This is a genomic window from Pelagibius sp. (assembly GCF_965227505.1).
GTDB lineage: Bacteria > Pseudomonadota > Alphaproteobacteria > Kiloniellales > Kiloniellaceae > Pelagibius.
On the sequence record NZ_OZ245757.1, the window covers coordinates 100,410 to 122,053 of the forward strand.

The 21,644-nt window shown below is 66.4% G+C and carries 22 protein-coding genes; 14 read left to right on the plus strand and 8 right to left on the minus strand.

The features are described 5' to 3' along the window. Positions 1-70 precede the first annotated feature (70 nt). The 8 genes from ACO06P_RS00450 (at position 71) to ACO06P_RS00485 (ending at position 6,466) form a co-directional block, all read left to right on the plus strand. A complete protein-coding gene (locus ACO06P_RS00450; protein ID WP_420348051.1) occupies positions 71-319 on the plus strand; it encodes a twin-arginine translocase TatA/TatE family subunit in 249 nt (82 codons plus the stop codon). A gap of 52 nt (positions 320-371) precedes the next feature. After that, positions 372-884: a Sec-independent protein translocase protein TatB gene (gene tatB, locus ACO06P_RS00455; RefSeq protein ID WP_420348052.1), complete on the plus strand. Its 513-nt coding sequence runs from the start codon at positions 372-374 to the stop codon at positions 882-884. After that, entirely contained in the window at positions 881-1,771 is an 891-nt protein-coding gene (gene tatC, locus ACO06P_RS00460) for a twin-arginine translocase subunit TatC (protein ID WP_420348053.1), read from the plus strand. The genes tatB and tatC overlap by 4 nt, the downstream gene beginning before the upstream one ends. Positions 1,772-2,017: 246 nt before the next feature. Continuing rightward, positions 2,018-3,295 (plus strand): serine--tRNA ligase, encoded by a 1,278-nt coding sequence (gene serS, locus ACO06P_RS00465; RefSeq protein ID WP_420348054.1) that lies wholly within the window; start codon positions 2,018-2,020, stop codon positions 3,293-3,295. After that, positions 3,288-4,070, plus strand: coding sequence for a 5'/3'-nucleotidase SurE (surE, locus tag ACO06P_RS00470; RefSeq protein WP_420348055.1), 783 nt, complete (start codon positions 3,288-3,290; stop codon positions 4,068-4,070). The genes serS and surE overlap by 8 nt, the downstream gene beginning before the upstream one ends. Beyond that, positions 4,067-4,741, plus strand: coding sequence for a protein-L-isoaspartate(D-aspartate) O-methyltransferase (locus ACO06P_RS00475; RefSeq protein WP_420349679.1), 675 nt, complete (start codon positions 4,067-4,069; stop codon positions 4,739-4,741). Before surE ends, ACO06P_RS00475 begins: the two co-directional genes overlap by 4 nt. After that, on the plus strand, positions 4,738-6,039 hold the full coding sequence (locus ACO06P_RS00480; RefSeq protein ID WP_420348056.1) for a peptidoglycan DD-metalloendopeptidase family protein: 1,302 nt from the start codon (positions 4,738-4,740) through the stop codon (positions 6,037-6,039). Before ACO06P_RS00475 ends, ACO06P_RS00480 begins: the two co-directional genes overlap by 4 nt. 100 nt (positions 6,040-6,139) lie before the next feature. Continuing rightward, the gene (locus tag ACO06P_RS00485) at positions 6,140-6,466 is read left to right on the plus strand and encodes an antibiotic biosynthesis monooxygenase family protein (RefSeq protein ID WP_420348057.1); all 327 of its coding nucleotides are present in this window, start codon (positions 6,140-6,142) and stop codon (positions 6,464-6,466) included. Between the two features lie 102 nt (positions 6,467-6,568). On the opposite strand, the gene ACO06P_RS00490 is transcribed toward ACO06P_RS00485, so the two are convergent. Continuing rightward, the gene (locus tag ACO06P_RS00490) at positions 6,569-7,456 is read right to left on the minus strand and encodes an ATP-binding protein (protein ID WP_420348058.1); all 888 of its coding nucleotides are present in this window, start codon (positions 7,454-7,456) and stop codon (positions 6,569-6,571) included. 173 nt (positions 7,457-7,629) lie between these two features. Here ACO06P_RS00490 and yajC point away from each other — a divergent pair, with 173 nt between their 5' ends. From yajC to ACO06P_RS00510, 4 genes are all read left to right on the plus strand, one after another. After that, on the plus strand, positions 7,630-8,061 hold the full coding sequence (yajC, locus tag ACO06P_RS00495; protein WP_420348059.1) for a preprotein translocase subunit YajC: 432 nt from the start codon (positions 7,630-7,632) through the stop codon (positions 8,059-8,061). Between the two features lie 54 nt (positions 8,062-8,115). Beyond that, positions 8,116-9,675, plus strand: coding sequence for a protein translocase subunit SecD (gene secD, locus ACO06P_RS00500; RefSeq protein ID WP_420348060.1), 1,560 nt, complete (start codon positions 8,116-8,118; stop codon positions 9,673-9,675). Positions 9,676-9,688: 13 nt separating this feature from the next. After that, positions 9,689-10,630, plus strand: coding sequence for a protein translocase subunit SecF (gene secF / locus ACO06P_RS00505; RefSeq protein WP_420348061.1), 942 nt, complete (start codon positions 9,689-9,691; stop codon positions 10,628-10,630). Between the two features lie 101 nt (positions 10,631-10,731). Next, positions 10,732-11,109, plus strand: a complete 378-nt coding sequence (locus ACO06P_RS00510) for an Mth938-like domain-containing protein (protein ID WP_420348062.1) — start codon at positions 10,732-10,734, stop codon at positions 11,107-11,109. A 95-nt stretch (positions 11,110-11,204) separates the two neighbouring features. Here the strand turns inward: ACO06P_RS00510 and ACO06P_RS00515 are convergent, their stop codons facing one another. The 3 genes from ACO06P_RS00515 to ACO06P_RS00525 all read right to left on the minus strand — a co-directional run bounded on the left by ACO06P_RS00515 (position 11,205) and on the right by ACO06P_RS00525 (position 13,584). Then, positions 11,205-11,807 (minus strand): superoxide dismutase, encoded by a 603-nt coding sequence (locus tag ACO06P_RS00515; protein ID WP_420348063.1) that lies wholly within the window; start codon positions 11,805-11,807, stop codon positions 11,205-11,207. 285 nt (positions 11,808-12,092) lie between these two features. Next, positions 12,093-12,761, minus strand: coding sequence for a nitroreductase family protein (locus ACO06P_RS00520; protein ID WP_420348064.1), 669 nt, complete (start codon positions 12,759-12,761; stop codon positions 12,093-12,095). A gap of 226 nt (positions 12,762-12,987) precedes the next feature. Next, the gene (locus tag ACO06P_RS00525) at positions 12,988-13,584 is read right to left on the minus strand and encodes a urate hydroxylase PuuD (RefSeq protein WP_420348065.1); all 597 of its coding nucleotides are present in this window, start codon (positions 13,582-13,584) and stop codon (positions 12,988-12,990) included. 183 nt (positions 13,585-13,767) lie between these two features. Between ACO06P_RS00525 and ACO06P_RS00530 the strand changes: the two genes are divergently transcribed. After that, positions 13,768-14,607: a phytoene/squalene synthase family protein gene (locus ACO06P_RS00530; protein WP_420348066.1), complete on the plus strand. Its 840-nt coding sequence runs from the start codon at positions 13,768-13,770 to the stop codon at positions 14,605-14,607. A 15-nt stretch (positions 14,608-14,622) separates the two neighbouring features. On the opposite strand, the gene trmFO is transcribed toward ACO06P_RS00530, so the two are convergent. The 4 genes from trmFO to uvrA form a co-directional block, all read right to left on the minus strand. Then, positions 14,623-15,999, minus strand: a complete 1,377-nt coding sequence (gene trmFO / locus ACO06P_RS00535; protein WP_420348067.1) for a methylenetetrahydrofolate--tRNA-(uracil(54)-C(5))-methyltransferase (FADH(2)-oxidizing) TrmFO — start codon at positions 15,997-15,999, stop codon at positions 14,623-14,625. 85 nt (positions 16,000-16,084) lie between these two features. After that, positions 16,085-17,329: an adenylate/guanylate cyclase domain-containing protein gene (locus ACO06P_RS00540; protein ID WP_420348068.1), complete on the minus strand. Its 1,245-nt coding sequence runs from the start codon at positions 17,327-17,329 to the stop codon at positions 16,085-16,087. 61 nt (positions 17,330-17,390) lie between these two features. Further along, entirely contained in the window at positions 17,391-17,894 is a 504-nt protein-coding gene (locus tag ACO06P_RS00545) for a GNAT family N-acetyltransferase (protein ID WP_420348069.1), read from the minus strand. Continuing rightward, entirely contained in the window at positions 17,891-20,746 is a 2,856-nt protein-coding gene (gene uvrA / locus ACO06P_RS00550; protein WP_420348070.1) for an excinuclease ABC subunit UvrA, read from the minus strand. Before uvrA ends, ACO06P_RS00545 begins: the two co-directional genes overlap by 4 nt. A 238-nt stretch (positions 20,747-20,984) precedes the next feature. Here uvrA and ssb point away from each other — a divergent pair, with 238 nt between their 5' ends. Continuing rightward, positions 20,985-21,467 carry a single-stranded DNA-binding protein gene (gene ssb / locus ACO06P_RS00555; RefSeq protein WP_420348071.1) on the plus strand — a complete coding sequence of 161 codons (483 nt, stop codon included), beginning with the start codon at positions 20,985-20,987 and terminating at the stop codon, positions 21,465-21,467. The last annotated feature ends 177 nt before the right edge of the window (positions 21,468-21,644 follow it).

The window sequence follows — 21,644 nt, forward strand, 5'->3', positions numbered from 1 at the left end:
TGCGGCGTACGGGCCTTTTTGCCATAGTCCGCCACAAGAGGCCTCACGACAAAAGCAAGGAGATCCCGGAATGGGAACCTTTAGTATTTGGCACTGGCTCATTGTGCTGGTGGTTGTTCTTGTCCTTTTCGGCGGCGGCGGGAAGATTCCCAAGCTGATGCGCGACATGGGGCAGGGAATCAACGCCTTCAAGAAGGGCCTGAAAGAAGACCAGAAGGCCAAGGACAAGGCCGCCGAGGGCGATGACACCAAGGTGATCGACCAGGACGCGCCGGCCATGGCGTCCACCGAGGAAAAGGACAAGGCTGCAAACGGCTGAGGGCTCTCCTCAAGCCGTGCTTTGAGTCTTTTCCCTGAATTGACGGGCGGCCATGTTTGATATCGGCTGGACCGAGATGATGGTGATCGCACTGATCGCCCTCATCGTCATCGGACCGAAAGATCTTCCCGGAACGCTGAAGACCGTCTCGCAGTGGGTGCGCAAGGCGCGTTCGCTGACGCGCGAGTTCCAGTCGGGGATCGACGACATGGTCCGCGAAGCCGAACTCGACGATGCCCGGAAAATGCTGGAGGAAACCCGGCGCGGCAATCTCGAGAAGACGATCAGCAATGCGATCGACCCCACCGGGGACGTGGCCGAAGAAGTCCGCGACATCGAGCGCGAGGCACGGCGCGAAGAGCCCGCAAAGCAAGAGACGGCGGAGGGCGCGACGGCTGAGCCGTCTGATGACAGCAATGCGGCCAAGGCCTCGGCCCTGATGCCCAAACCGGCCGCAGCGGTGGCGCCCCCCCATTCCCTGGACACGGGCAGGCCGGCGGATACCGAAGCTCCATCCCCGGAGCCGGCGCCCGCATCAAAGCAGGACAGTAAGCAGTCGGCATGACCACGGTGACCGAGGCCCCCGACGAGAAGAAGATGCCGTTGCTCGATCATCTGATCGAGCTGCGCCAGCGCATGCTGTGGAGTGTTGCGTCGCTTCTGGTGGTCTTCCTGGTCTGCTTCTTTTTTGCCGAACAGATCTTCGATTTTCTGGCGAGGCCGCTGGCCGACGTTCTGCTCGAGGGGCGGGAGGACAACCGTCCGCCGCGCCTGATCTTCACCAATCTGACCGAGGTCTTCTTCACCTACGTCAAGGTTGCCTTCTTCGCCGCCGCCTTCATCTGCGCGCCGGTCTTTCTCATGCAGCTCTGGCTGTTCGTTGCGCCCGGCCTCTACAAGCACGAGAAGGCGGCCTTCGCGCCCTTCCTGGCGGCGACGCCCTTCCTGTTCTTCCTCGGCGGCGGTCTGGTCTACTGGATCATCTTTCCTTTCGTCGTGGAGTTCTTCATCGCCTTCGAGACGTCAGGCGGCGACGGCAACCTGCCCATCGAACTGGAACAGCGGGTGGCCGAGTACTTCTCGCTGATGATGAAGCTGATCTTCGCCTTCGGGCTCTGCTTTCAGCTTCCGGTCATCATGACCCTTCTGGCAAGGGTCGGCCTTGCCACCTCCAAGGGCATGGCGGCCAAGCGCAAGTACGCCATCGTCGGCGTCTTCATCTTTGCGGCGATCTTCACACCGCCGGATCCGATCAGCCAGCTCTCCCTCGCGATCCCCATCGTGCTGCTCTACGAGGTCTCCATCTACATGGCCAAGTGGGTCGAGCGCAGCCGTCCGAAGGACGAGTACGACGACCTGGATGATGACGAACTGGGCGGTGACGGCAGTGGCGATGACAGTGGCCCGGAGAGCGGTGGGCAGAGCGGCGGCACCACCCCGGCGACCACCTGACCGCCGACCGGCGCCTGACGGGCGCCCCCGGCTGCGCTTCTTCACAGATCACTTTACCTTCGGCGAAATTGCCGAATCGGGCGAGGGGCTTCGGCCCGGAGGCTGCGGTTTTCCGTGAAGGACTCGGCGCTCTGAGGATGTCATTTGTTGGGCGAATCGGGCCAGTCCATCGTGGACAGGCCCCGCGCGGGGACCGTATAAGTCCTTCGATTCGCTTAGCAACAGACCCGATTCGACAGACCGCCCATGCTGGACATCAAATGGATTCGCGACGAGCCCGAAGCCCTCGACGCCGCGCTGAAGCGCCGCGGCCTCGACCCGCTGTCGGAGGCCGTGCTGTCCATCGACTCCCGGCACCGGGCGACCCAGGCCGAACTGCAGGCGATGCAGACGCGCCGCAACGAAGCGTCGAAAGCCATCGGCGAGGCCAAGCGCAAGGGCGAGGATGCCGCCGCCCTGATGGAGGAGGTCTCCGGGCTCAAGACCAGGATGGCCGAGGCCGAGGACGCCGAGCGGCGCCTCAATGCCGAACTCAGCGAGCTCTTGAGCGGCATTCCCAACCCGACGCTCCCGGACGTGCCCGAAGGGGCGGACGAGGATGCCAACGTGTGCCTGCGCGAGCATCTGGCGCCGGCCGATTTCGCTTTTCCGCCAAAGGAGCACTACGAGCTGGGCGAGGCGCTGGGGTTCCTGGACTTCGAGACCGCAGCCAAGCTCTCCGGCTCGCGCTTTGTCGTGATGCGCGGACAGATCGCGCGCCTGCACCGGGCGCTGGCGCAGTTCATGATCGACCTGCACACCACCGAGCACGGCTATGAAGAGGTCGCACCGCCGCTGCTGGTGCGCGACCATGTGCTCTACGGTACCGGGCAGTTGCCGAAGTTCGCCGAGGACCAGTTCCGCACCACCAGCGACCACTGGCTGATCCCGACGGCGGAGGTGCCGCTGACCAATCTGGTGGCCGGTGAGATCCTGGAGTCAGAGGCGCTGCCGATCCGTGTGACGGCGCTTACGCCCTGCTTCCGCTCCGAGGCGGGCTCGGCCGGCCGCGACACCCGCGGCATGCTGCGCCAGCACCAGTTCGAGAAGGTGGAACTCGTCTCCATCACGCGGCCCGAGGATTCCGCCGCCGAGCACGAGCGCATGGTGGGCTGCGCCGAGGAGGTCATGAAACGCCTCGGCCTGCCGTACCGGGTGATGGTCCTCTCCACCGGCGACATCGGCTTCGGGGCTGCCAAGACCTATGACGTCGAAGTCTGGCTGCCCGGGCAGAAGGCCTACCGCGAAATCTCGAGCTGCTCCAACTGCCTGGATTTCCAGGCGCGGCGCATGAAGGCGCGCTATCGGCCCGTGGATGAAAAGGGCACCCGCTTCGTACATAGCCTTAACGGCTCCGGCGTCGCGGTGGGCCGCGCGCTGATCGCGGTGATGGAAAACTACCAGCAGGGCAACGGCAGCATCACCGTGCCGGACGCCCTGCGACCCTACATGGGCGGGCTGGAGGTGATCGGCGACCATGGCTAGCAGAGCGATCAATCTGAAGCGCGCGCGCATCCTCGTCACCAACGACGACGGCATCAACGCGCCGGGCCTGAAGGTGCTGGTGAAGCTCGCCAAGACCCTGAGCGACGACGTCTGGGTGGTGGCGCCAGAAAGCGAGCAGTCGGCGACCAGCCATTCGCTGACCCTGCGCCGGCCGCTGCGGGAGCGCCGCCTCGGACCCAAGCGCTTCTCCGTGGACGGCACGCCCACCGACTGCGTGCTGGTGGCGCACCACCGCATCCTGGCCGACCGGCTGCCCGACCTCGTGCTCTCCGGCATCAACGACGGCGGCAACCTGGCCGAGGACGTGACCTATTCCGGCACCATCGCCGCGACCATGGAGGCGGCCCTGCTGGGCATCCCAGCCATCGCCTTTTCCCAGCGGCGCGGGGAAGACGGCATCGCCCGCTGGAAGGTGCCGGAGGCTTTTCTGCCGGATATCGTCCGCAGACTGGTAAAGATGCGCTGGACCAAGGACCTGCTGGTGAACGTGAACTTTCCGGCGGTGGCGCCGGAGGACGTCACCGGCATCGAGGTCTGCCGCCAGGGGCGCCGCGACGAGGGGACGACCGTCAACGAGACTTTCGATCCTTCGGGCCGGCGCTTCCTGTGGATCGGCGGCTACCAGGTGGACACCTCCGAGGAGCGCGACAGCGATCTGGCGGTCACGGCCAAGGGCGGGATTTCGGTTACACCCCTGCATCTGGACCTGACGCACCGGGCAAGCATGAAGTCCCTGAGAGAGGTCTTCGGCTGATGGTGGCCTCGCGCAAGATCCGGCTGATCATGGAACTGCGGCGCGGCGGTATCGCCGATACCGACGTTCTCTCAGCCATCGAGCGCATTCCGCGGGAGGCCTTCACCCCCGACAGTTTCCGTCATCAGGCCTATGAAAACGTGGCCATTCCCATCGGCCAGGGCCAGACGCTCAGCCAGCCGCAGGTCGTCGCCCTGATGACCCAGGCGCTCGGCGCCAGCCGCCGCACCAAGGTGCTGGAGATCGGCACCGGCTCCGGCTACCAGGCTGCTGTCCTTTCGCGGCTCTGCCGCCGGGTCTACACCATCGAACGCTTCAAGGACCTCCTGGAGACGGCGGAGCGGCGCTTCCTCGATCTGCGCCTGCACAACATCACGACGCGCCACGGCGACGGCTGGAAGGGATGGCCGGAACAGGCGCCCTTCGACCGCATCATGATTACCGCCGCGGCCACCGACGTGCCGGCGGCTCTGGTCGACCAACTGGCCGAGGGCGGGCGCATGGTGCTGCCGGTCGGCCGCAGTTCGCGCGACCAGGCCCTGCTGTCGCTGCGGCGCGAAGGCGCGGACATTGTCGAGGAACACCTGGGCGACGTGCGCTTCGTTCCCCTGGTTGAAGGCGTCCCCGAGGAAGAGGCCTACTTTGCCCAGAGGGGCGGGAGCCTGGCATGAAGCTGTTCAAGATTGCTGTGTTGACCTCCGTGGCGCTGGTGCTCTCCGCCTGCAACCTGACGCCGGTCTATCGGGATGCGAACTTCCAGACGCCGAAAGATCCGCCCCAGCTGCCGCAGCGCAAGCCAGCGCCGCCGGTTAACTTCGCGGCCCTCAGTGAACCCATTGCGCCCCTGGAAACGGCGGCGGCGCCACGGGCGGGAATGACAGTGAGCGTGGAGCCCCTCGCACCTTTGGGCGCGGCACCGCAGGCCCAGGCCGCGCCGCTGCCGCCGCAGCGGCAGGTGGTGGAGCCGATGGCCCAACCGTTGGCCCAGCCGGCTGCAGCCCAGGCTCAGCCGATTGCCCAGCCCGCTGCGCAGGCGGTCCCCGCAGATGGGCGCTACGTGGTGGCGAAGGGTGACAGCCTCTACGGCATTGCCCGGCGCTTCGGGCTGCCGATCCGCGCGGTGATCGACGCCAATGGTCTGCAGCCGCCCTACAGGCTGGCGCTGGGGCAGAGCCTCACGATCCCGCAGGCCAAGGTTCACGTCGTGGCGCCCGGCGACACCGTCTTCAACATCGCCCGGCGCTATCAGGTGGACCGCAGCGCACTGGTGCGCCTGAACGGTATCGAGGCGCCCTATACCATTCCGCTGGGGCAGAAACTGATCCTCCCGCAACCGGGCAGCAGCCCTGCAGCATCGGTGGTTGCGACGGCAGCACAGCCACGGGCCGGCGGCGCTGCGACCGCCAACCCGGCAGCCCCGGGACGTCAGACCGCAGCCCTGCCGAAGCCCCCGCCGGGCAAGACGCTGGCGCCGGCACCGCAAAGGGCGCAGCCCGCCATCGCCAAGCGCGGCACCACGGACAAGCCGCCGCCGCGCGCGCAGTCGACCTTCCTCTGGCCCGTGCAGGGGCCGGTTCTGTCTTCCTTCGGCGGCAAGGCGGACGGCGTTCACAACGACGGCATCAACATCGCCGCGCCGCGCGGCACACCGGTGCGCGCCGCCGAAAACGGCGTCGTTGCCTACGCCGGCGAGGAACTGAGGGGCTTCGGCAAGCTGCTGCTCGTCAAGCACGCGGATGGCTGGATCACCGCCTATGCCCACAACGAGAAGCTGCTGGTCGTGGCCGGCGACGTGGTGAGCCGCGGGCAGACCATCGCCCGGGTCGGGTCCAGTGGTTCCGTTGGACGCCCGCAGCTGCACTTCGAAGTGCGCCGCGGCACGCGGGCGGTCAATCCGGAGACCATGCTGGGACCGCGTCCCACAACGGCTGCCAAGCCTGCCGCTGCGAAACCTACCGCCGGCAACTGAACATCCATACTTCGATGATCGCCAAAGCACCGGCGCTGGCCTCGGGGGGCGCCGCCAGCAATGCTGGCGGCAGTCAGACACAACACAGGGAAGCCGGATCTTGCACGTCGTAATCTTCGAGGTGCGGCCAAAGGACGGCCGCAAGGGAGACTATCTGGACATCGCCGCTTCGCTGCGCAGCGAGCTGGAGAAGATGGACGGCTTCATCTCGATCGAGCGCTTCGCGAGCCTGACCGATGAGGGAAAGATTCTGTCGCTGTCGTTCTGGCGCGATGAGGAGGCCTTGATCCGCTGGCGCCACCACGCCGAACACCAGGCCGCCCAGGGCCGGGGCCGCACCGAGATCTTCCAGGACTACCGCCTGCGCATCGCCTCTGTCATCCGCGACTACGGCATGCACGACCGCAAGGAAGCGCCGCAACCCTGACCCTTGGCCATGCTTCGAGACGGGCCTGCGGCCCTCCTCAGCATGAGGTGAAGTTGAGCCTCACCCTGAGGAGGCGCGGCAGCGCCGTCTCGAAGGGTGCGGTCAGTCCTCCAGGCGCTTGCCGAGACGGCCGGCGAGGTCCTGGATGAACTGCCAGGCGACGCGGCCGGAGCGCCCGCCCCGGGTCACGGCCCATTCCTTGGCTTCTGCCTGGAGCTGGTCCTGCGGCATCTCCAGACCATAGCGCTTCGCATAGCCTTCGATCATCGCGAAGTAGGTGTCCTGGTCGCAGTTGTGAAAGCCGAGCCAGAGACCGAAGCGGTCGGAGAGGCTGACCTTCTCCTCCACCGCTTCGGAGGTATGGATGGCCGTGGAGCGCTCGTTCTCGATCATGTCGCGCGGCATCAGGTGGCGGCGGTTGGAGGTGGCGTAGAAGATGACGTTGGCCGGCCGGCCCTCGATGCCGCCCTCCAGGACCGCCTTCAGCGACTTGTAGCTCGCATCCCCGCCGTCGAAGCTGAGGTCGTCGCAGAACAGCACGCAGGGCCGCTCGGTGCCGCGCAGCAGTTGCAGGAGGCGCGGCAGGCTGGGAATGTCTTCTCGGTGGATCTCCACGAGGGCAAGTCTGGGGGCCTGCCGGGTCCCGGATGCCGTCTCCGCATTGACCCGGGCGTGCACGGCCTTGACCAGCGACGACTTGCCCATGCCCCTGGCGCCCCAGAGCAGGGCGTTGTTGGCCGGCAGGCCCTGGGCAAAGCGGCGGGTGTTCTCGTACAGAGTCTCCGCCTGGCGCCCTATCCCTTGCAGAAGCACGAAGTCGACCCGATTTATCTGCAACACCGGCTCCAGCCGGTCGGCCTCGGGCTGCCAGATGAATCCATCGGCGGCGCCGAGATCGACGCGAGAAGAGGGCGCGGGGGCGATTCGCTCCAAGGCCTCGGCGATGCGCTGGAGTAAGGGATCGAGGCGCTCACTGACGGGTTCGTTCATGGATTTTCCAAAGAAATGCGGGCAAGAGATTGAATTTTTGCGCAAAAGCTAATACCTGCTTTGCGTGGGGTCAATCGGGTCCCGGCCGTTTCGCGTCTATCCCGGGTGGCGTTGCAATTCGCGGGCTTGCGGGTATAGTCCGCCGGTCTGACTGCTCGGAAAAGGTCTAAATCATGCTGATTTCACCGGCCTACGCCCAGGCCGCAGGTGGCGGTGGAGCCGATCTCTTCACGTCCTTCCTGCCCATCATCCTGATCTTCGTGGTCTTCTATTTCCTGCTGATCCGCCCGCAGCAGAAGAAAGTGAAGATGCACCGTGAAATGGTGCAGGCCCTGCGCCGCGGCGACAAGGTGGTCACTTCAGGCGGACTGATCGGCACGGTCACCAAGGTGCTGAGCGACACCGAGGTCCAGTTGGAACTGGCCGAAGGGGTGCGGGTACGCGCCGTGCGGCATACAATCCAGGATGTGATGAGCCGCACCGAAGCGGCGCCGAACAAGGGCGGCGCACCGAAGGCCGCAAACGATGCCGGGGGCGACAAGCCGAAGAGCATCCTGGGCGGTCTCTTCGGTGGTGGTGCCAAGCGCCCCAACGACAAGCCCTAAGCGGACGGCTTCGCCGCAGCCTCGCCAGGCAGCCCCTAGAAAGCGACGACGGTCATGGTCAACATCCCACGCTGGCAAGTAATCCTGATCATTCTGGTCGTTGTGGCGGGTTTCGCCTATGCCTCGCCCAATCTCCTGGGCGCCAGGGACGCGGAGAGCCTGCCGGGCTGGGTGCCGCACCAACAGGTCAACCTCGGCCTCGACCTGCGCGGCGGCTCCTATCTGCTGCTGGAGGTCGACCTCCCCACGGTCTTCGAGGAGGACCGCGAGAACCTGGTCGAAGAACTGAAAGGGGCGTTGGCCCAACGCGGCGTCGAAGCGACGGACTGGGGGCTGTTCGGACTGGCGGCAGGGTTCACGCTGGTCAACCCGGACGACTCCGGGCGCGCGCGCCAGGCTATTGCCGAGACCATCCTCCGCAGTCTGGACATCGACAACAACAACGGCACCTTCCGGGTGACGATTTCCGAACAGGGTATTCGCGAGCGTGCCACCAACGTCGTCAATCAGGCGATGGAGGTGATCCGCCGGCGCATTGACGAGACCGGCACCAAAGAACCCTCGATCCAGCGCCATGGCGACGACCGCATCCTGATCCAGCTTCCCGGCGTCGAGGACCCGGAGCGCATCAAGGCGCTGATCGGCGAGACGGCGGTGCTCAGCTTCCGCTTCGTGCACGACAGCTTTACAACGGGCGGGCGTGTCCCGCCCTCGGTCGAGGTGCTGCCGGCCGACGAACCGGGGCCGGGCGAGCCCGATGCCTATCCGGTCAGTAAGCGCGTCATGGTCAGCGGCGACCGTCTGGTCGATGCCCAGCAGACCTTCCAGGACGGCCTGCCGGTCGTCAGCTTCCGCTTCGATACCCAGGGCGCCAAACGCTTCGGTGATGCCACGACCGAGAACGTCGGCCGGCTTTTCGCCATCGTTCTCGACGAGCGGGTGATTTCTGCGCCGCGGATCCGCGAGCCGATCATCGGCGGCAGCGGCGTGATTTCCGGCACCTTTACCATTCAGGAGGCGCAGGATTTGGCGCTGTTGCTGCGGGCCGGAGCGCTGCCTGCACCGATCAACTACCTGGAAGAACGGACCGTGGGGCCGGGCCTGGGCGCCGACTCGATCCTGGCCGGCGAAATTGCAGCCGTGCTCGGCATGATCTTCGTGGTCGTCTTCATGGCGACGATCTACGGCCTGTTCGGCGCCATGGCCAGCGTTGCGCTCCTGATCAACCTGGTGCTCATGCTGGCGGCTCTCTCCGTGTTGCAGGCGACCCTCACGCTGCCGGGCATTGCCGGAATCGTCTTGACCATCGGCATGGCGGTCGACGCCAACGTCCTGATTTTCGAACGTATCCGCGAGGAGATGCGCAACGGCCGCGGACCGGTTACAGCGGTCGATGCGGGCTACCGGCGCGCGCTGACCACCATCATCGACTCCAACGTGACGACGCTGATCGCCGCGCTGCTGCTGTTCAATTTCGGCTCGGGCCCCATCAAGGGCTTCGCCGTGACCCTGGCCATCGGTCTTCTGACCTCCATGTTCTCGGCGATCATGCTGACCCGCTCGCTGGTCATCCTCTGGCTGCGCCGGCGACGGCCGCAGGCCCTGGCAATATAGGGGAGGGCGCAGCATGGCACTGATCCGCAAGCTTCCCCTCGATCTCGGCCTGAACTTCGTCGGCAAGCGGGGCATGTTCCTGGTGATGTCGGCCTGCCTGATGCTGGGCTCGATCGGTCTCTTCTTCACCCAGGGGCTCAACTTCGGCGTCGATTTCCGCGGCGGCATCCTGATGGAGGTGCGCACCGACGGCCCGGCCAATCTGGCCGATCTGCGCAGCCGCGTCTCCGGCCTCGGGCTGGGCGAAGTCACGCTGCAGGAATTCGGCGAGCCGACCGATGTACTGATCAACATCGAACGCCAGGAGGGCGCCCAGGAAGAGCAGATCCGCGCCATCGAAGTGGTGCGTGAGGCCCTGGGCGAAGGCGTCGAGATCCGGCGTCAGGAATTCGTCGGCCCCAAGGTGGGCGACGAACTGAAGCAGGCCGGTCTGCTGGCAACCCTTCTGGCCTTGGCGGGGATCGGTCTTTACATCTGGTTCCGCTTCGAATGGCACTTCAGCGTGGCCGCGCTCGTCGCTCTGGCCCACGATGTGATCGCCACCATCGGCTTCTTCGCGCTGACCCAGCTGGAGTTCAACCTCGCCACCCTGGCGGCGGTGCTGACCATTGCCGGCTACTCGATCAACGACACCGTGGTCATTTTCGACCGCGTTCGCGAGACTTTGCGGCGCTACAAGAAGCTGCCGCTCGTTGAGGTGCTGAACCGCGCGCTCAACCTGACCCTGTCGCGCACCATCCTCACCTCGATGACCACGCTGCTGGCCCTGGGGGCGCTGTTCTTCTTCGGCGGCGCCGTCATCCAGGGGTTCACCGCCGGCCTGATCTGGGGTGTGGTGATCGGCACCTATTCCTCCGTTGCGCTGGCGGTGCCGCTGCTGTCCTACATGAAGCTGCGCCGCGGCGGCGAAGAGGATGAAGCGGAAGCCAAGGGCGGGGCGGCGCAAACCTCCTGACGCCCGGGCCTCCTGAGCCTGCCGGACGCAGGCCGGGGCCCCGATATCGGAGCGGACGGAGCCCCTGGGCAATGGTGCCCGCAATCACGGATGGGACAGCCATGGACGTCACCCCCCTGGTCCCGGAGGGGCTGCAGATCATCGAGAGCTATGGCGGCGGCGGCTTCCGTGTCTCCGGCAAGCAATACAGCGGCAACACCCTGGTGCTGCCGGGCCGGACTCTGGCCTGGACGCCGCGCGATATCGCGGCGCTGGTGGTGGAGGACTTCGCCACCGTGCTGACGGACGCCCCGTCTGTCGAGGTGCTGCTGATTGGCTGCGGGCCGGCGATGGTCTTTATCGATCCGGACCTGCGTGAAGCGGTGAGGGCCCAGGGCCCGGCGCTGGAGCCCATGGATACCGGCGCCGCCTGCCGCACCTACAATGTCCTCGCCGCCGAAGGGCGGCCTGTCGCGGCGGCACTGATAGCCGTTGACTGACTCAGTCCGGGCCTGACCTGAAAACGCCGGGACGCATAAGCAAAAGGGGCCCATGAGGGCCCCTTTTTTCGATGCGGCATCGCGGCCTGTTGGCGCTACTCGGCGGCGGCGCTGGCCACGTCCTCGAAGTTCGCGGCTGCGAATTCCCAGTTCACCAGATTGTCGAGGAACGACTGTATGAAGTCCGGGCGCCGGTTCTGGTAGTCCAGATAGTAGGCATGCTCCCAGACATCGCAGGTCAAAAGCGGCGTCTGGCCGTTGGTCAGCGGCGTCTCGGCATTGGCCGAGGTGACGATCTTCAGCCCGCCGTTGTCTTTCACCAGCCAGACCCAGCCGCTGCCGAACTGGCCGACGCCGGCGGCCTTGAACTGTTCCTTGAAGGCATCCAGGCTGCCGAAGGCCGCATCGATGGCCTGCGCCAGCGCGCCGTCCGGGGCGCCACCGCCGCCGGGCTTCATGGAGTTCCAGAAGAAGGTGTGGTTCCAGACCTGCGCGGCCTGGTTGAACAGCCCGCCGGTGCTGGAAGCGATGATTTCCTCCAGGGTCTTGCCTTCATCGGCGGTGCCGGCGATCAGTTCGTTCAGCTTGTTCACATAGGCCGCATGGTGCTTGCCATGGTGGAAGCTGAGCGTGTTCGCGGAGTAATGCGGCTCCAGGGCGTCTTGGGCGTAAGGCAGGGAAGGAAGCTCAAAGGCCATGCCGTCTCTCTTTCTTTCCGTCAGTTGTGACTGTGCGTTTGGCGTTCGTTCGTACAGGGTTGGCTCTCCTGATCACGAGAGGCCCGCTATGCCGTGAATTAGGAATCGCTGACGGGATTTCCAGCGGAATCGGTGGCAAAAGCCGACAATCGACGTGACCGGATCACTGACCAGACCAAAGGCCCTTATGACCGGCGGGCGCGGTCGGAAATGCGGCGCTGGCGATGCGTTTTCGTGACCGCTTCGTGACGGTTCCGGCAGGCTCCGCCGCCGAGCGGGCGGCAGTCAGCCTTCGGCGTCGTTCCGCCCGGGCAGTCCGCTGAGATGCTCGGCAACCGCGTCAAGCTCGGGCCGCACGCGTTCGCCCGGCGGTTCGGCGGCGGTGCCGATGTAGATGAAGCCGATGATATGCTGATCCTCGGGCACGCCGAGCGCTGCTTTGACCGTCTCGTTGTAGGCCGGCCACTCGGTCAGCCACTGGGCCGAGAAGCCCAGCGCGACTGCAGCGTTCAAAAGATTGGTGCAGACTGCGCCGCAGGACAGCAGTTGCTCGATCTCCGGGACCTTGTGTTGCCGGTTGATGCGGCTGCTGACTGCGATGAAGGCGGGCGCCCGTTGCGGACGGTTCCGCTCGAAGGCCACCTGCTTTTCATTGGCCTCCGGAAACCGGGCCAGGAACTCGCCGGCCAGTACGTCACCCAGTGCCGCCTGCGCCTGCTTGTCCAGAACCTGAAGGCGCCAGGGGCCGATCTTGCCGTGATCGGGGACGCGGATGCCTGCGGTGAGGATCAGGTCCATCTGTTCCCGGTCGGGACCGGGCTCGCCCAGCTGGTTGGCGACCACCGACCGCCGGGTCAGCAGCAGGTCGATCAGGTCCCGCTCCAAGGTGACGCGGCCCGGCGCCAGGCTGTCGTTCCCGGTGTCCCGGTCCTCTGCAATGCTCGCACCCGCCATGGGCCCTCACTCTTTCCAGTCGTTCCTGGGGCTCGGACGCCTGCCGGGCCGCCTCCGTTCCTTGACAAGATAGGGGCAGCGGCCAGTTTTGCAATTGCGATTGATTCGCGACTGGGAAGGCGTCCGGGCAAACGATGCGGGACGGCGCGGAAAACCGGGGCCGGAACCTGAGCAGTTCCGGCCCCGGGCAAGGCCGTGTTTGCGGGCCTCTCTGGACGAAGCCCGCTTAGAACAGGTTCTGCGCCGAGACCATGGCGAAGAGCATGGGCACGGACAGCAGGGTGTTGGTGCGCGAGAACAGCATCGCGGTGCGGGCCGACTTCGCCTTGGTGTCGGCATCCGCCTCGACGATGCCAAGAGCGCGCTTCTGGTTCGGCCAGATGACGAACCAGACGTTGATGAACATGATGGTGCCCAGCCACATGCCGATGCCGATCATGGTGTGCTTGGGCACGCCGTCGGTGAGGCCCAGCAGGTAGGCTTCGACGAGATAGCCGTTGAAGCCGGCCAGGATGATGCCCGTGACGAGGGTCGCCATGGCGCCCCAGCGGAACCACCAGAGCGCGGCCGGCGCGATCACCTTGCCGATTGCCGGCTTCTGTTCGTCCGGGATGTTCGGCATATTGGGGATCTGAACGAAGTTGAAGTACCACAGCAGTCCGATCCACATGACACCGCTGATCACGTGAAGCCAGCGGAACACAAAAGCACCGAAACTATATCCGTCGTAGCCCTGCATGCCGGCATAGATCAGCGCCAGGATGACCGCCAAGACAAACCCCGAAATCACCGTGTTGCGCAAAGACGTCAGTATGCCAGCCATAGGGTCCCCTCCATATTTCCGCCGGGCTGATCTGCCGCAAGGCAGAGATCAGCGTGGTTCTTTACTTGAAACGACTACGCAACCTGCTGCCTAGCCACTTGGATTCGCTGTGAAAAATATTAGAGTGCGCTTGAACCCTTGCCAAGGGGCGGCCCATAACGGCAACAGAGCGGTCCGGCGGCCATGGTAGCGGCGCTGCCCGGGCATGTGGCCAGTCTCCGCCAACACGACCGCGACCGCTATCAGACCTGCCTCTTCGCGCCGGCAGCGGCGCGCGACCACCTCTTCGCGCTCTACGCCTTCAACTACGAGGTCGCCAAGACCGCGGAGGTGGTGAGCGAGGCGATGCTGGGCCAGATCCGCCTGCAGTGGTGGCGTGAAAGCCTGGAAGGGATTTACACAGGCGCGCCCCGTGCGCATGAAGTGGTCGAGCCTCTGGCCCGGGCGGTGGCGGCGACGGATCTGCCGCGCGAAGGGCTGGAAGCCCTCATCACCGCGCGCGAATTCGATCTGGAGGGCGAAGCACCACAGACGCTGGAGGCTCTCGAGCGCTATGCCGCCGGCACGTCCTCCCAGCTGCTGCGCCTCGCCCTGAAGGTGCTTGGGGTCGAAAGCGCGTCGGCGGAGGGGGCTGCGCATCACCTGGGGATCGCCTGGGCCTATCTGGGCCTGCTGCGGGCCGTGCCCTTTCACGCCCGCCAGAAGCGTCTCTATCTGCCCGTCGACCTCTGCCATGCCGCCGGGCTCGACTATGGCGAGTTCTTCGAACTGCGGGGCTCAGAGGCGCTCAGCGCCGTGGCGCGGGACCTTGGCGACGCGGCGGCGGAGCATCTGCGGCGGGCCAGGGCGGTGACCGGGGTACCGCGGGCGGCGCGTGCGCCGCTGCTGCTGGCGACCCTGGCGGATGCGCAGCTGCGGCGTCTCGACGTTGCCGGATACGACCCCTTTCACCCGGACCTGCAGGCGGAGGCGCCCGGCCAGATCTGGCGCCTGGCCTGGGCGCACTGGCGCGGGCGCTACTAGCGGCGCAGTGCTCGGCTACTCGGCGGCCTCGGCGGGTGTGGTCAGCCAGGCGGCAAGATCGGTGAGCGCGCGCGCCGACATGGCCGGCTTGCGGTCCTTCTTCCGCACCTTGCGCTTGCCCTCCGGTGGGATCAGCGGCGGGAAGAGCCCGAAGTTCACGTTCATGGGTTGGAAGGTCGACGCATCGGCACCGCCGGTGATGTGGGCCAGCAGGGCGCCGTGGGCGGTGGTCGGCGGCGGCGGGGCAAAGGCCTGACCCTGGCGCTCGGCGGCGGCGAAGCGCCCGGCCATCAGGCCGACGGCGGCGGACTCGACGTAGCCCTCGACCCCGGTGATCTGGCCGGCGAAGCGCAGCCGGGGCATGGCCTTCAGGCGCAACTCCTTGTCGAGCAGTTGCGGCGAGTTGATGAAGGTGTTGCGGTGCAGGCCGCCGAGGCGGGCGAACTCCGCCTGCTCCAGGCCGGGGATGGTGCGGAAGATGCGCACCTGCTCGCCGTACTTCAGCTTGGTCTGGAAGCCGACGATATTGTAGAGCGTGCCCAGCGCGTTGTCCTGGCGCAGCTGAACCACGGCATAGGGCCGCTCGTTGCGGTGCGGGTCGTGCAGGCCGACCGGCTTCATGGGCCCGAAGCGCAGGGTCTCCGGCCCACGGCCGGCCATCACCTCGATGGGCAGGCAGCCCTCGAAGTAGGGGGTCGAGGTCTCCCAGTCCTTGAAATCGGTCTTCTCGCCCTCGAGCAGCGCGGCGATGAAAGCTTCGTACTGGGCCTCGTTGAGGGGGCAGTTGACGTAGTCCGCCGTGCCGCCGCCCGGGCCCGGCTTGTCGTAGCGCGACTGGAACCAGGCCTTGGAGAAGTCTATGGACTCCTTGTGGACGATGGGGGCGATGGCATCGAAGAAGGCGAGGTATTCCTCGCCGCTCAGCCGGCCCACCGCCTCCGCCAGTTCGGGCGAGGTGAGGGGCCCGGTGGCGACGATGACCTGATCCCAATCCTCCGGCGGCAGCCCGGCGACTTCCCCCCGCTCGATGGTGACCAGGGGATCGGCTTCCAACTGGGCCGTCACGCGGTCGGAAAAGGCGACCCGGTCGACCGCCAGCGCGCCGCCGGCGGGCAGCTTGGTGGCATCGCCGCAGGCCATGATGAGGGAGCCGAGGCGCCGCATCTCCTCGTGCAGCAGGCCGACGGCGTTGTTTTCCGCATCGTCGCTGCGGAAGGAGTTGGAGCAGACCAGCTCCGCCAGGCCGTCGGTCAGATGGGCATCGGTCCCGCGCTCCGGGCGCATCTCGTGCAGCACGACCGAGACCCCGGCACGCGCGATCTGCCAGGCCGCCTCGCTGCCGGCCAGCCCGCCGCCGACGACATGGATGGGTTTCGGGTTTGTCTCGGTCATGATCCGAACTCTCGTCTCTATGGTCCCTCGAGTGGGTTCCGGGGACCGGTGCTGCCGGAGCAGATAGCCCCGCCGACCGGAATCATCAAGCCGGGGAATCGGCCAGGGTAAAGACTTCCTGCGCTTCGGCGATGCCCTTCAGCGGGTGGACCCCGAGGCTGCGGCTCTCTCCGCCCCAATGCGCCGCAAAGGCCGCGGAGTAGATGAGCGAGAGGCCGAGGGTACTGTTCAGGCCCTCGATGCGGCTCACCAGGTTGACCGCCGGCCCGATCACGGTGAAGTCCAGCCGGTCGGCGGCGCCGATGTTGCCGTACATGACCTCGCCGACGTGCAGGGCAATCCCGATCTCGTAGGTCTGCAGGCCGCCGGCCCGGCGGCGCTCCTGCAGCTTGCCGATGTTCTCCAGGGCTTGCTGCGCGGCGTCCATCGCCGCTGCGCAGGCGCTGTCCGTCGCCGCCTCGCCCGCGTGGTCCGTGGGGTAGACGGCAAGCAGGCCGTCGCCGATGAACTTGAGGATTTCACCGCCCGTATCGACGATCGCCGTGCCCATGATCTCGAAGTACTCGTCCAGCAATTCGACGATCTCCTGCATCGGCAGGTTTTCGGACAGCGCCGTAAAGCCGCGCACGTCGGAGCAGAGCAGCACCGCAGAGATCTGCTCGACATCGCCGCGTTTGACGGTGCCGCTCAAGAGGCGGTCACTGGTTCGCGCACCGATGTAGGTCTGGAGCAGCGTGCGGGCCGTGCGGTAGACGTTGCGCAGCTCGAGCACCGTGGCGAAGGCCGGAAGGCAGGCATCGATGGTGGCGATGTCCAGCTCGTCGAAGCCGCTTTCGCTCTTGCTGGCGAAGGTGACGGTGTTCATCTGCTTGTTGCTGAAGGGCAGGGGGCGTGCCGTGTAATCGCGGTAGCCTGCCGCCTGCAGGTCCTGGACGATGGGGAAGTCCATCGGACAGTCGGGCTCGCAAAGCCGCCGGCGGATTGCCGGGCCGCCCTCGTTCACCAGCCGCACCGGGCTGGCCATAAAGAAATCCGTCTGTTCGACGCCGTGGGCGCGGGGGATCTCCATGGCGCCGCCGGCCTCCGCCTCCCAGAGCACGGTGACGGCCCGCATCTGCGGGTGAAGCTGCGGCAGATGCAGGGTGGAACGGTCGATGGGGATGCCGATGGAGATCAGCTGACGGATGAAACCGTCGTGCAGCATGGTGATGCGGCTGCGGCGCATGCCCATGTCGGTCAGCCAGTCGATGACCGGCTGGGCTTTCAAGCGGGCCTGGGGCTGCAGCTCGGCTGCCTGCAGGCTGTCGCGCCCGGGGTCTGCAAGCGTCATAGCGGGAGTGTGGAGGGCCGGACGCCCGCTGGCAAGGCCCGGCGCCGTCTGCCACCGGCCGTCAGTCGCCTTCCGCGAAGCGCCGCAGGGCCGCGCCGTCGAAGCGGTAGTAGACCTTGTTGGTGACCTGCTGCGCGCCGATGTGCGCATAGAATTCCATGGCGCGGGGGTTGTTCTCCTCCGCCGTCCAGTCGAAGCGCACGCAGCCGCGCTCCAGCGCCATCGCGGCAAGGTAGCGCATGAGAATGAGGCCGACGCCCTTGCCGCGGGCCCGGTCGAGCACGAAGAGATCCTTGAGATAGAGCTGACCGCCCAGGTCCGGGGCCGGATACATGATGGTGAAGGTGGCAAAGCCCAGGGCGTCGCCGTTCTCCTCGGCCAGCACGATCTCCACGGCCGCGTCCTCGGCCATCACGCGCTTGCGCACGTGGGTGGCCATGGCTTCGGCGCTGGGGGCCCTGTCGCCCCAGTAGTGCAGGTCGCAGCGGTAGAAGAGCTCGCCGACCGCGGCCGTGTCGGATTTGCCGGCAAGGCGGCAGAGGATCGCCCCCTCCGTGCCGCTCATGCCCGTTTGCGCTTCGGCTTGTTGGAGATGCCTAGGTAGGGCGCCAGATACTGGCCGGTGTGGCTCCCGGAGACCCGGGCGACATCCTCCGGCGTGCCGGCGGCGACGATGCGCCCGCCGCGGTCGCCGCCATCTGGCCCGAGATCGAGGATCCAGTCGGCGGTCTTGATGACCTCCAGATTATGCTCGATCACCAGTACGGTGTTGCCCTGATCGACCAGCGCTTGGAGAACCTCCAGCAGTTTGCTCACATCCTCGAAGTGCAGGCCGGTGGTGGGCTCGTCGAGGATGTAGAGGGTGCGCCCGGTCGCCCGGCGCGACAGCTCCTTGGAGAGCTTCACCCGCTGGGCCTCGCCGCCGGAGAGCGTGGTCGCCGGCTGGCCGATGTGGATGTAGCCCAGGCCCACCTTCTGCAGGGTTTCCAGCTTCGCGCGGATGGAGGGGACCGCCTTGAAGAACTCCACGCCTTCGTCGACGGTCAGGTCCAGGATGTCGGCGATGGACTTGCCCTTGAAGGTGATCTCCAGGGTCTCCCGGTTGTAGCGCTTACCCTTGCAGACGTCGCACTGGACATAGACGTCGGGCAGAAAGTGCATCTCGATCTTGATGACGCCGTCGCCCTGGCAGGCCTCGCAGCGCCCGCCCTTGACGTTGAAGGAGAAGCGGCCGGGCTTGTAGCCCCGGGCATTGGATTCCGGCAGGCCGGCGAACCACTCGCGGATCGGCGTGAAAGCGCCGATGTAGGTGGCGGGATTGGAGCGCGGCGTGCGCCCGATGGGCGACTGGTCGATGTCGATGATCTTGTCGAGGTATTCCAGCCCCTCGATCCCTTCGTGCTTGCCGGGATTGGCGCGCGCCTTGTGCAGGCGCCGGGCCAGGGCCTTGTAGAGAGTCTCGACGATCAGTGTCGACTTGCCGCTGCCGGAAACGCCGGTGACGCAGGTGAAGGTACCGAGCGGAATCTCGGCATCAACGGTCTGCAGGTTGTTCTCCTCGGCGCCCAGGATCTTTATCGCCTGGCCGGGGTGGCCCTCCCGCCGGAGGCCGGGAATGGCGATCTGCCGCATGCCCGTGAGGTACTGTCCGGTCAGGCTCTCCGGCGCCGTCATCACCTCCTTGGGCTTGCCGCTGGCCACCACCTGGCCACCGCGGGTGCCGGCGCGCGGCCCCATGTCCACCAGATAGTCGGCGCTGCGGATGGCGTCCTCGTCGTGCTCCACCACGATCACGCTGTTGCCCAGGTCACGCAGGCGCTTCAGGGTTTCCAGCAGGCGCGCATTGTCGCGCTGGTGCAGGCCGATGGAGGGTTCGTCCAGCACGTAGAGCACGCCGGTGAGGCCGGAGCCGATCTGCGAGGCGAGGCGGATGCGCTGGCTTTCGCCGCCGGAAAGGCTCGCCGAGCCGCGGCTGAGGGTGAGGTAGTCGAGGCCGACGTCCACCAGGAAGCGCAGGCGTTCGTTGATCTCCTTCAGGATGCGCGCGGCGATCTCGCGCTGCTTAGGCCGCAGCTTCTTCGACAGCTTGGAGAACCACTCGGCCGCCTGGGCGACGGAGAACTCCGCCACTTGGCCGATGTGGTGGCCGTCGATCTTCACCGCCAGCGCTTCCGGCTTCAGGCGGAAGCCGCCGCAGGCCTCGCAGGCCTGGTTGCTCTGGTACTTGCCGAGGTCGTCGCGCACCCAGTCGCTGTCGGTTTCCCGCCAGCGCCGCTCCATATTGGGGACCACGCCTTCGAAGGGCTTGGTGGTCTTGTAGCTCCTGAGCCCGTCCTCGTAGGTCATGGTGATGGGCTTCTTGCCGGAGCCGTAGAGGATGGCGTCGCGCACCGTCTTCTTCAGCTCGCGCCAGGGGGTGCGGGTCGAAACCTTGTAGTGGCGGGCGATGGAATCCAGCGTCTGCTGATAGTAGGGCGAGGGCGTGGCCGAGCGCGACCAGGGCGCGATGGCCCCCTCGCTGAGCGCCAGCTTGTCGTCCGGCACCACCAGGTCGGGATCGAAGAAGAGGGTCACGCCCAGCCCGTCGCAGGAGGGGCAGGCGCCGAAGGGGTTGTTGAAGGAGAACAGCCGCGGCTCGATCTCGTCGATGGTGAAGCCGGATACCGGGCAGGCGAAGCGCGCGGAAAAGGTGGTGCGCGTGCCGGCCTTGTTGGCCTCTTCGGTGAAGGCCAGACCGTCGGCCAGCCCCAGGGCCGTCTCGAAGCTGTCGGCCAGGCGCGTCTCGATCCCTTCGCGGACGATCAGGCGGTCGACCACCACCTCGATGTCGTGCTTGCGCTTCTTGTCCAGCGCCGGGGCACTCTCGATCTCGTGCAGCTCACCGTCGATCTTCACCCGCTGGAAGCCGCGCTTCTGCAGGTCGGCCAGTTCCTTGCGGTACTCGCCCTTGCGCCCGCGCACGATGGGCGCCAGCAGATAGAGCCGCGTGCCCTCCGGCATCTCCATCACCCGGTCGACCATCTGGCTGACGGTCTGGCTCTCGATCGGCAGGCCCGTGGCCGGCGAGTAGGGGACGCCCACCCGCGCATAGAGCAGACGCAGGTAGTCGTAGATTTCGGTGACCGTGCCGACGGTGGAGCGCGGGTTCTTGGAGGTGGTCTTCTGTTCGATGGAGATCGCCGGCGAGAGCCCCTCGATCGAGTCCACGTCCGGCTTCTGCATCAGCTCCAGGAACTGGCGCGCATAGGCGGAGAGGGATTCGACATAGCGGCGCTGGCCCTCGGCATAGATGGTGTCGAAGGCAAGGGAGGACTTCCCAGAACCGGACAGCCCGGTGATCACCACGAGCTTGTTGCGGGGCAGGGTGACGTCGATGTTTTTCAGATTGTGTTCGCGGGCGCCACGAATCGCGATCACAGGACCTTGCGGACCGTTTGGCATCAAATCGGCACGGCCTTTCGGGGGCTTGGGTTCTGGTTTGGATACCATGGTCGTCGAGCGACCGGCAGGAAGCAATATGGAGGATGGGCGCGCGAAAATCGACCCCCTGATGGCCCCGGCGGCCTTGCGCGGACGGCATTGCTGACATAGACCTGCCAGACGCGCTAGAGTCGCGCGCTTCTAGGAAAAACCTCTGAAATTGGAGACAGTCGGTATGGCGGGGAGCGTCAACAAGGTCATTCTGGTCGGCAACCTGGGGCGCGATCCGGAAATCCGCAGCACTCAGGACGGGACCCGCATCGCCAATCTCTCGCTGGCCACCTCCGAGACCTGGCGCGACCGCAACAGCGGCGAACGGCGCGAGCGCACCGAGTGGCACCGGGTGGTGATCTTCAACGAGCGGCTTTCCGAGGTGGCGGAGAAATATCTTCGCAAGGGCTCCAAGGTCTACATCGAAGGCCAGCTCCAGACCCGCAAGTGGACCGACCAGTCCGGGCAGGACCGCTACACGACCGAGGTGGTCCTGCAGCGTTTCCGCGGCGAACTGACCATGCTGGACGGCCGCCAGGACGGTGGCGGCGGGTTCGGCGGCGGCGACCAGGGCGGCTACAGCGGCGGCGGTTCCGGCGGAGGACCGGGCGGCGGCTCGGGTGGTCCGCCCCCGGCCGGCGACCTGGACGACGAGATCCCGTTCTAGAAGCTCCGCTCCCCAGTAGTTCCAGGTCGGTAGTTCCAGGTCGGTAATTCCGGGCTGTCAGCGCCAAGCCTGCGCTTCGCGCGGGCGGTGGCGCGGTTGTCCGTATTGGGGGTGGGGGCGACGATCCGGCACAACCGGAACGCGGGTTTTGCGTCGCGCCGGGCATTGTTGCGCCTG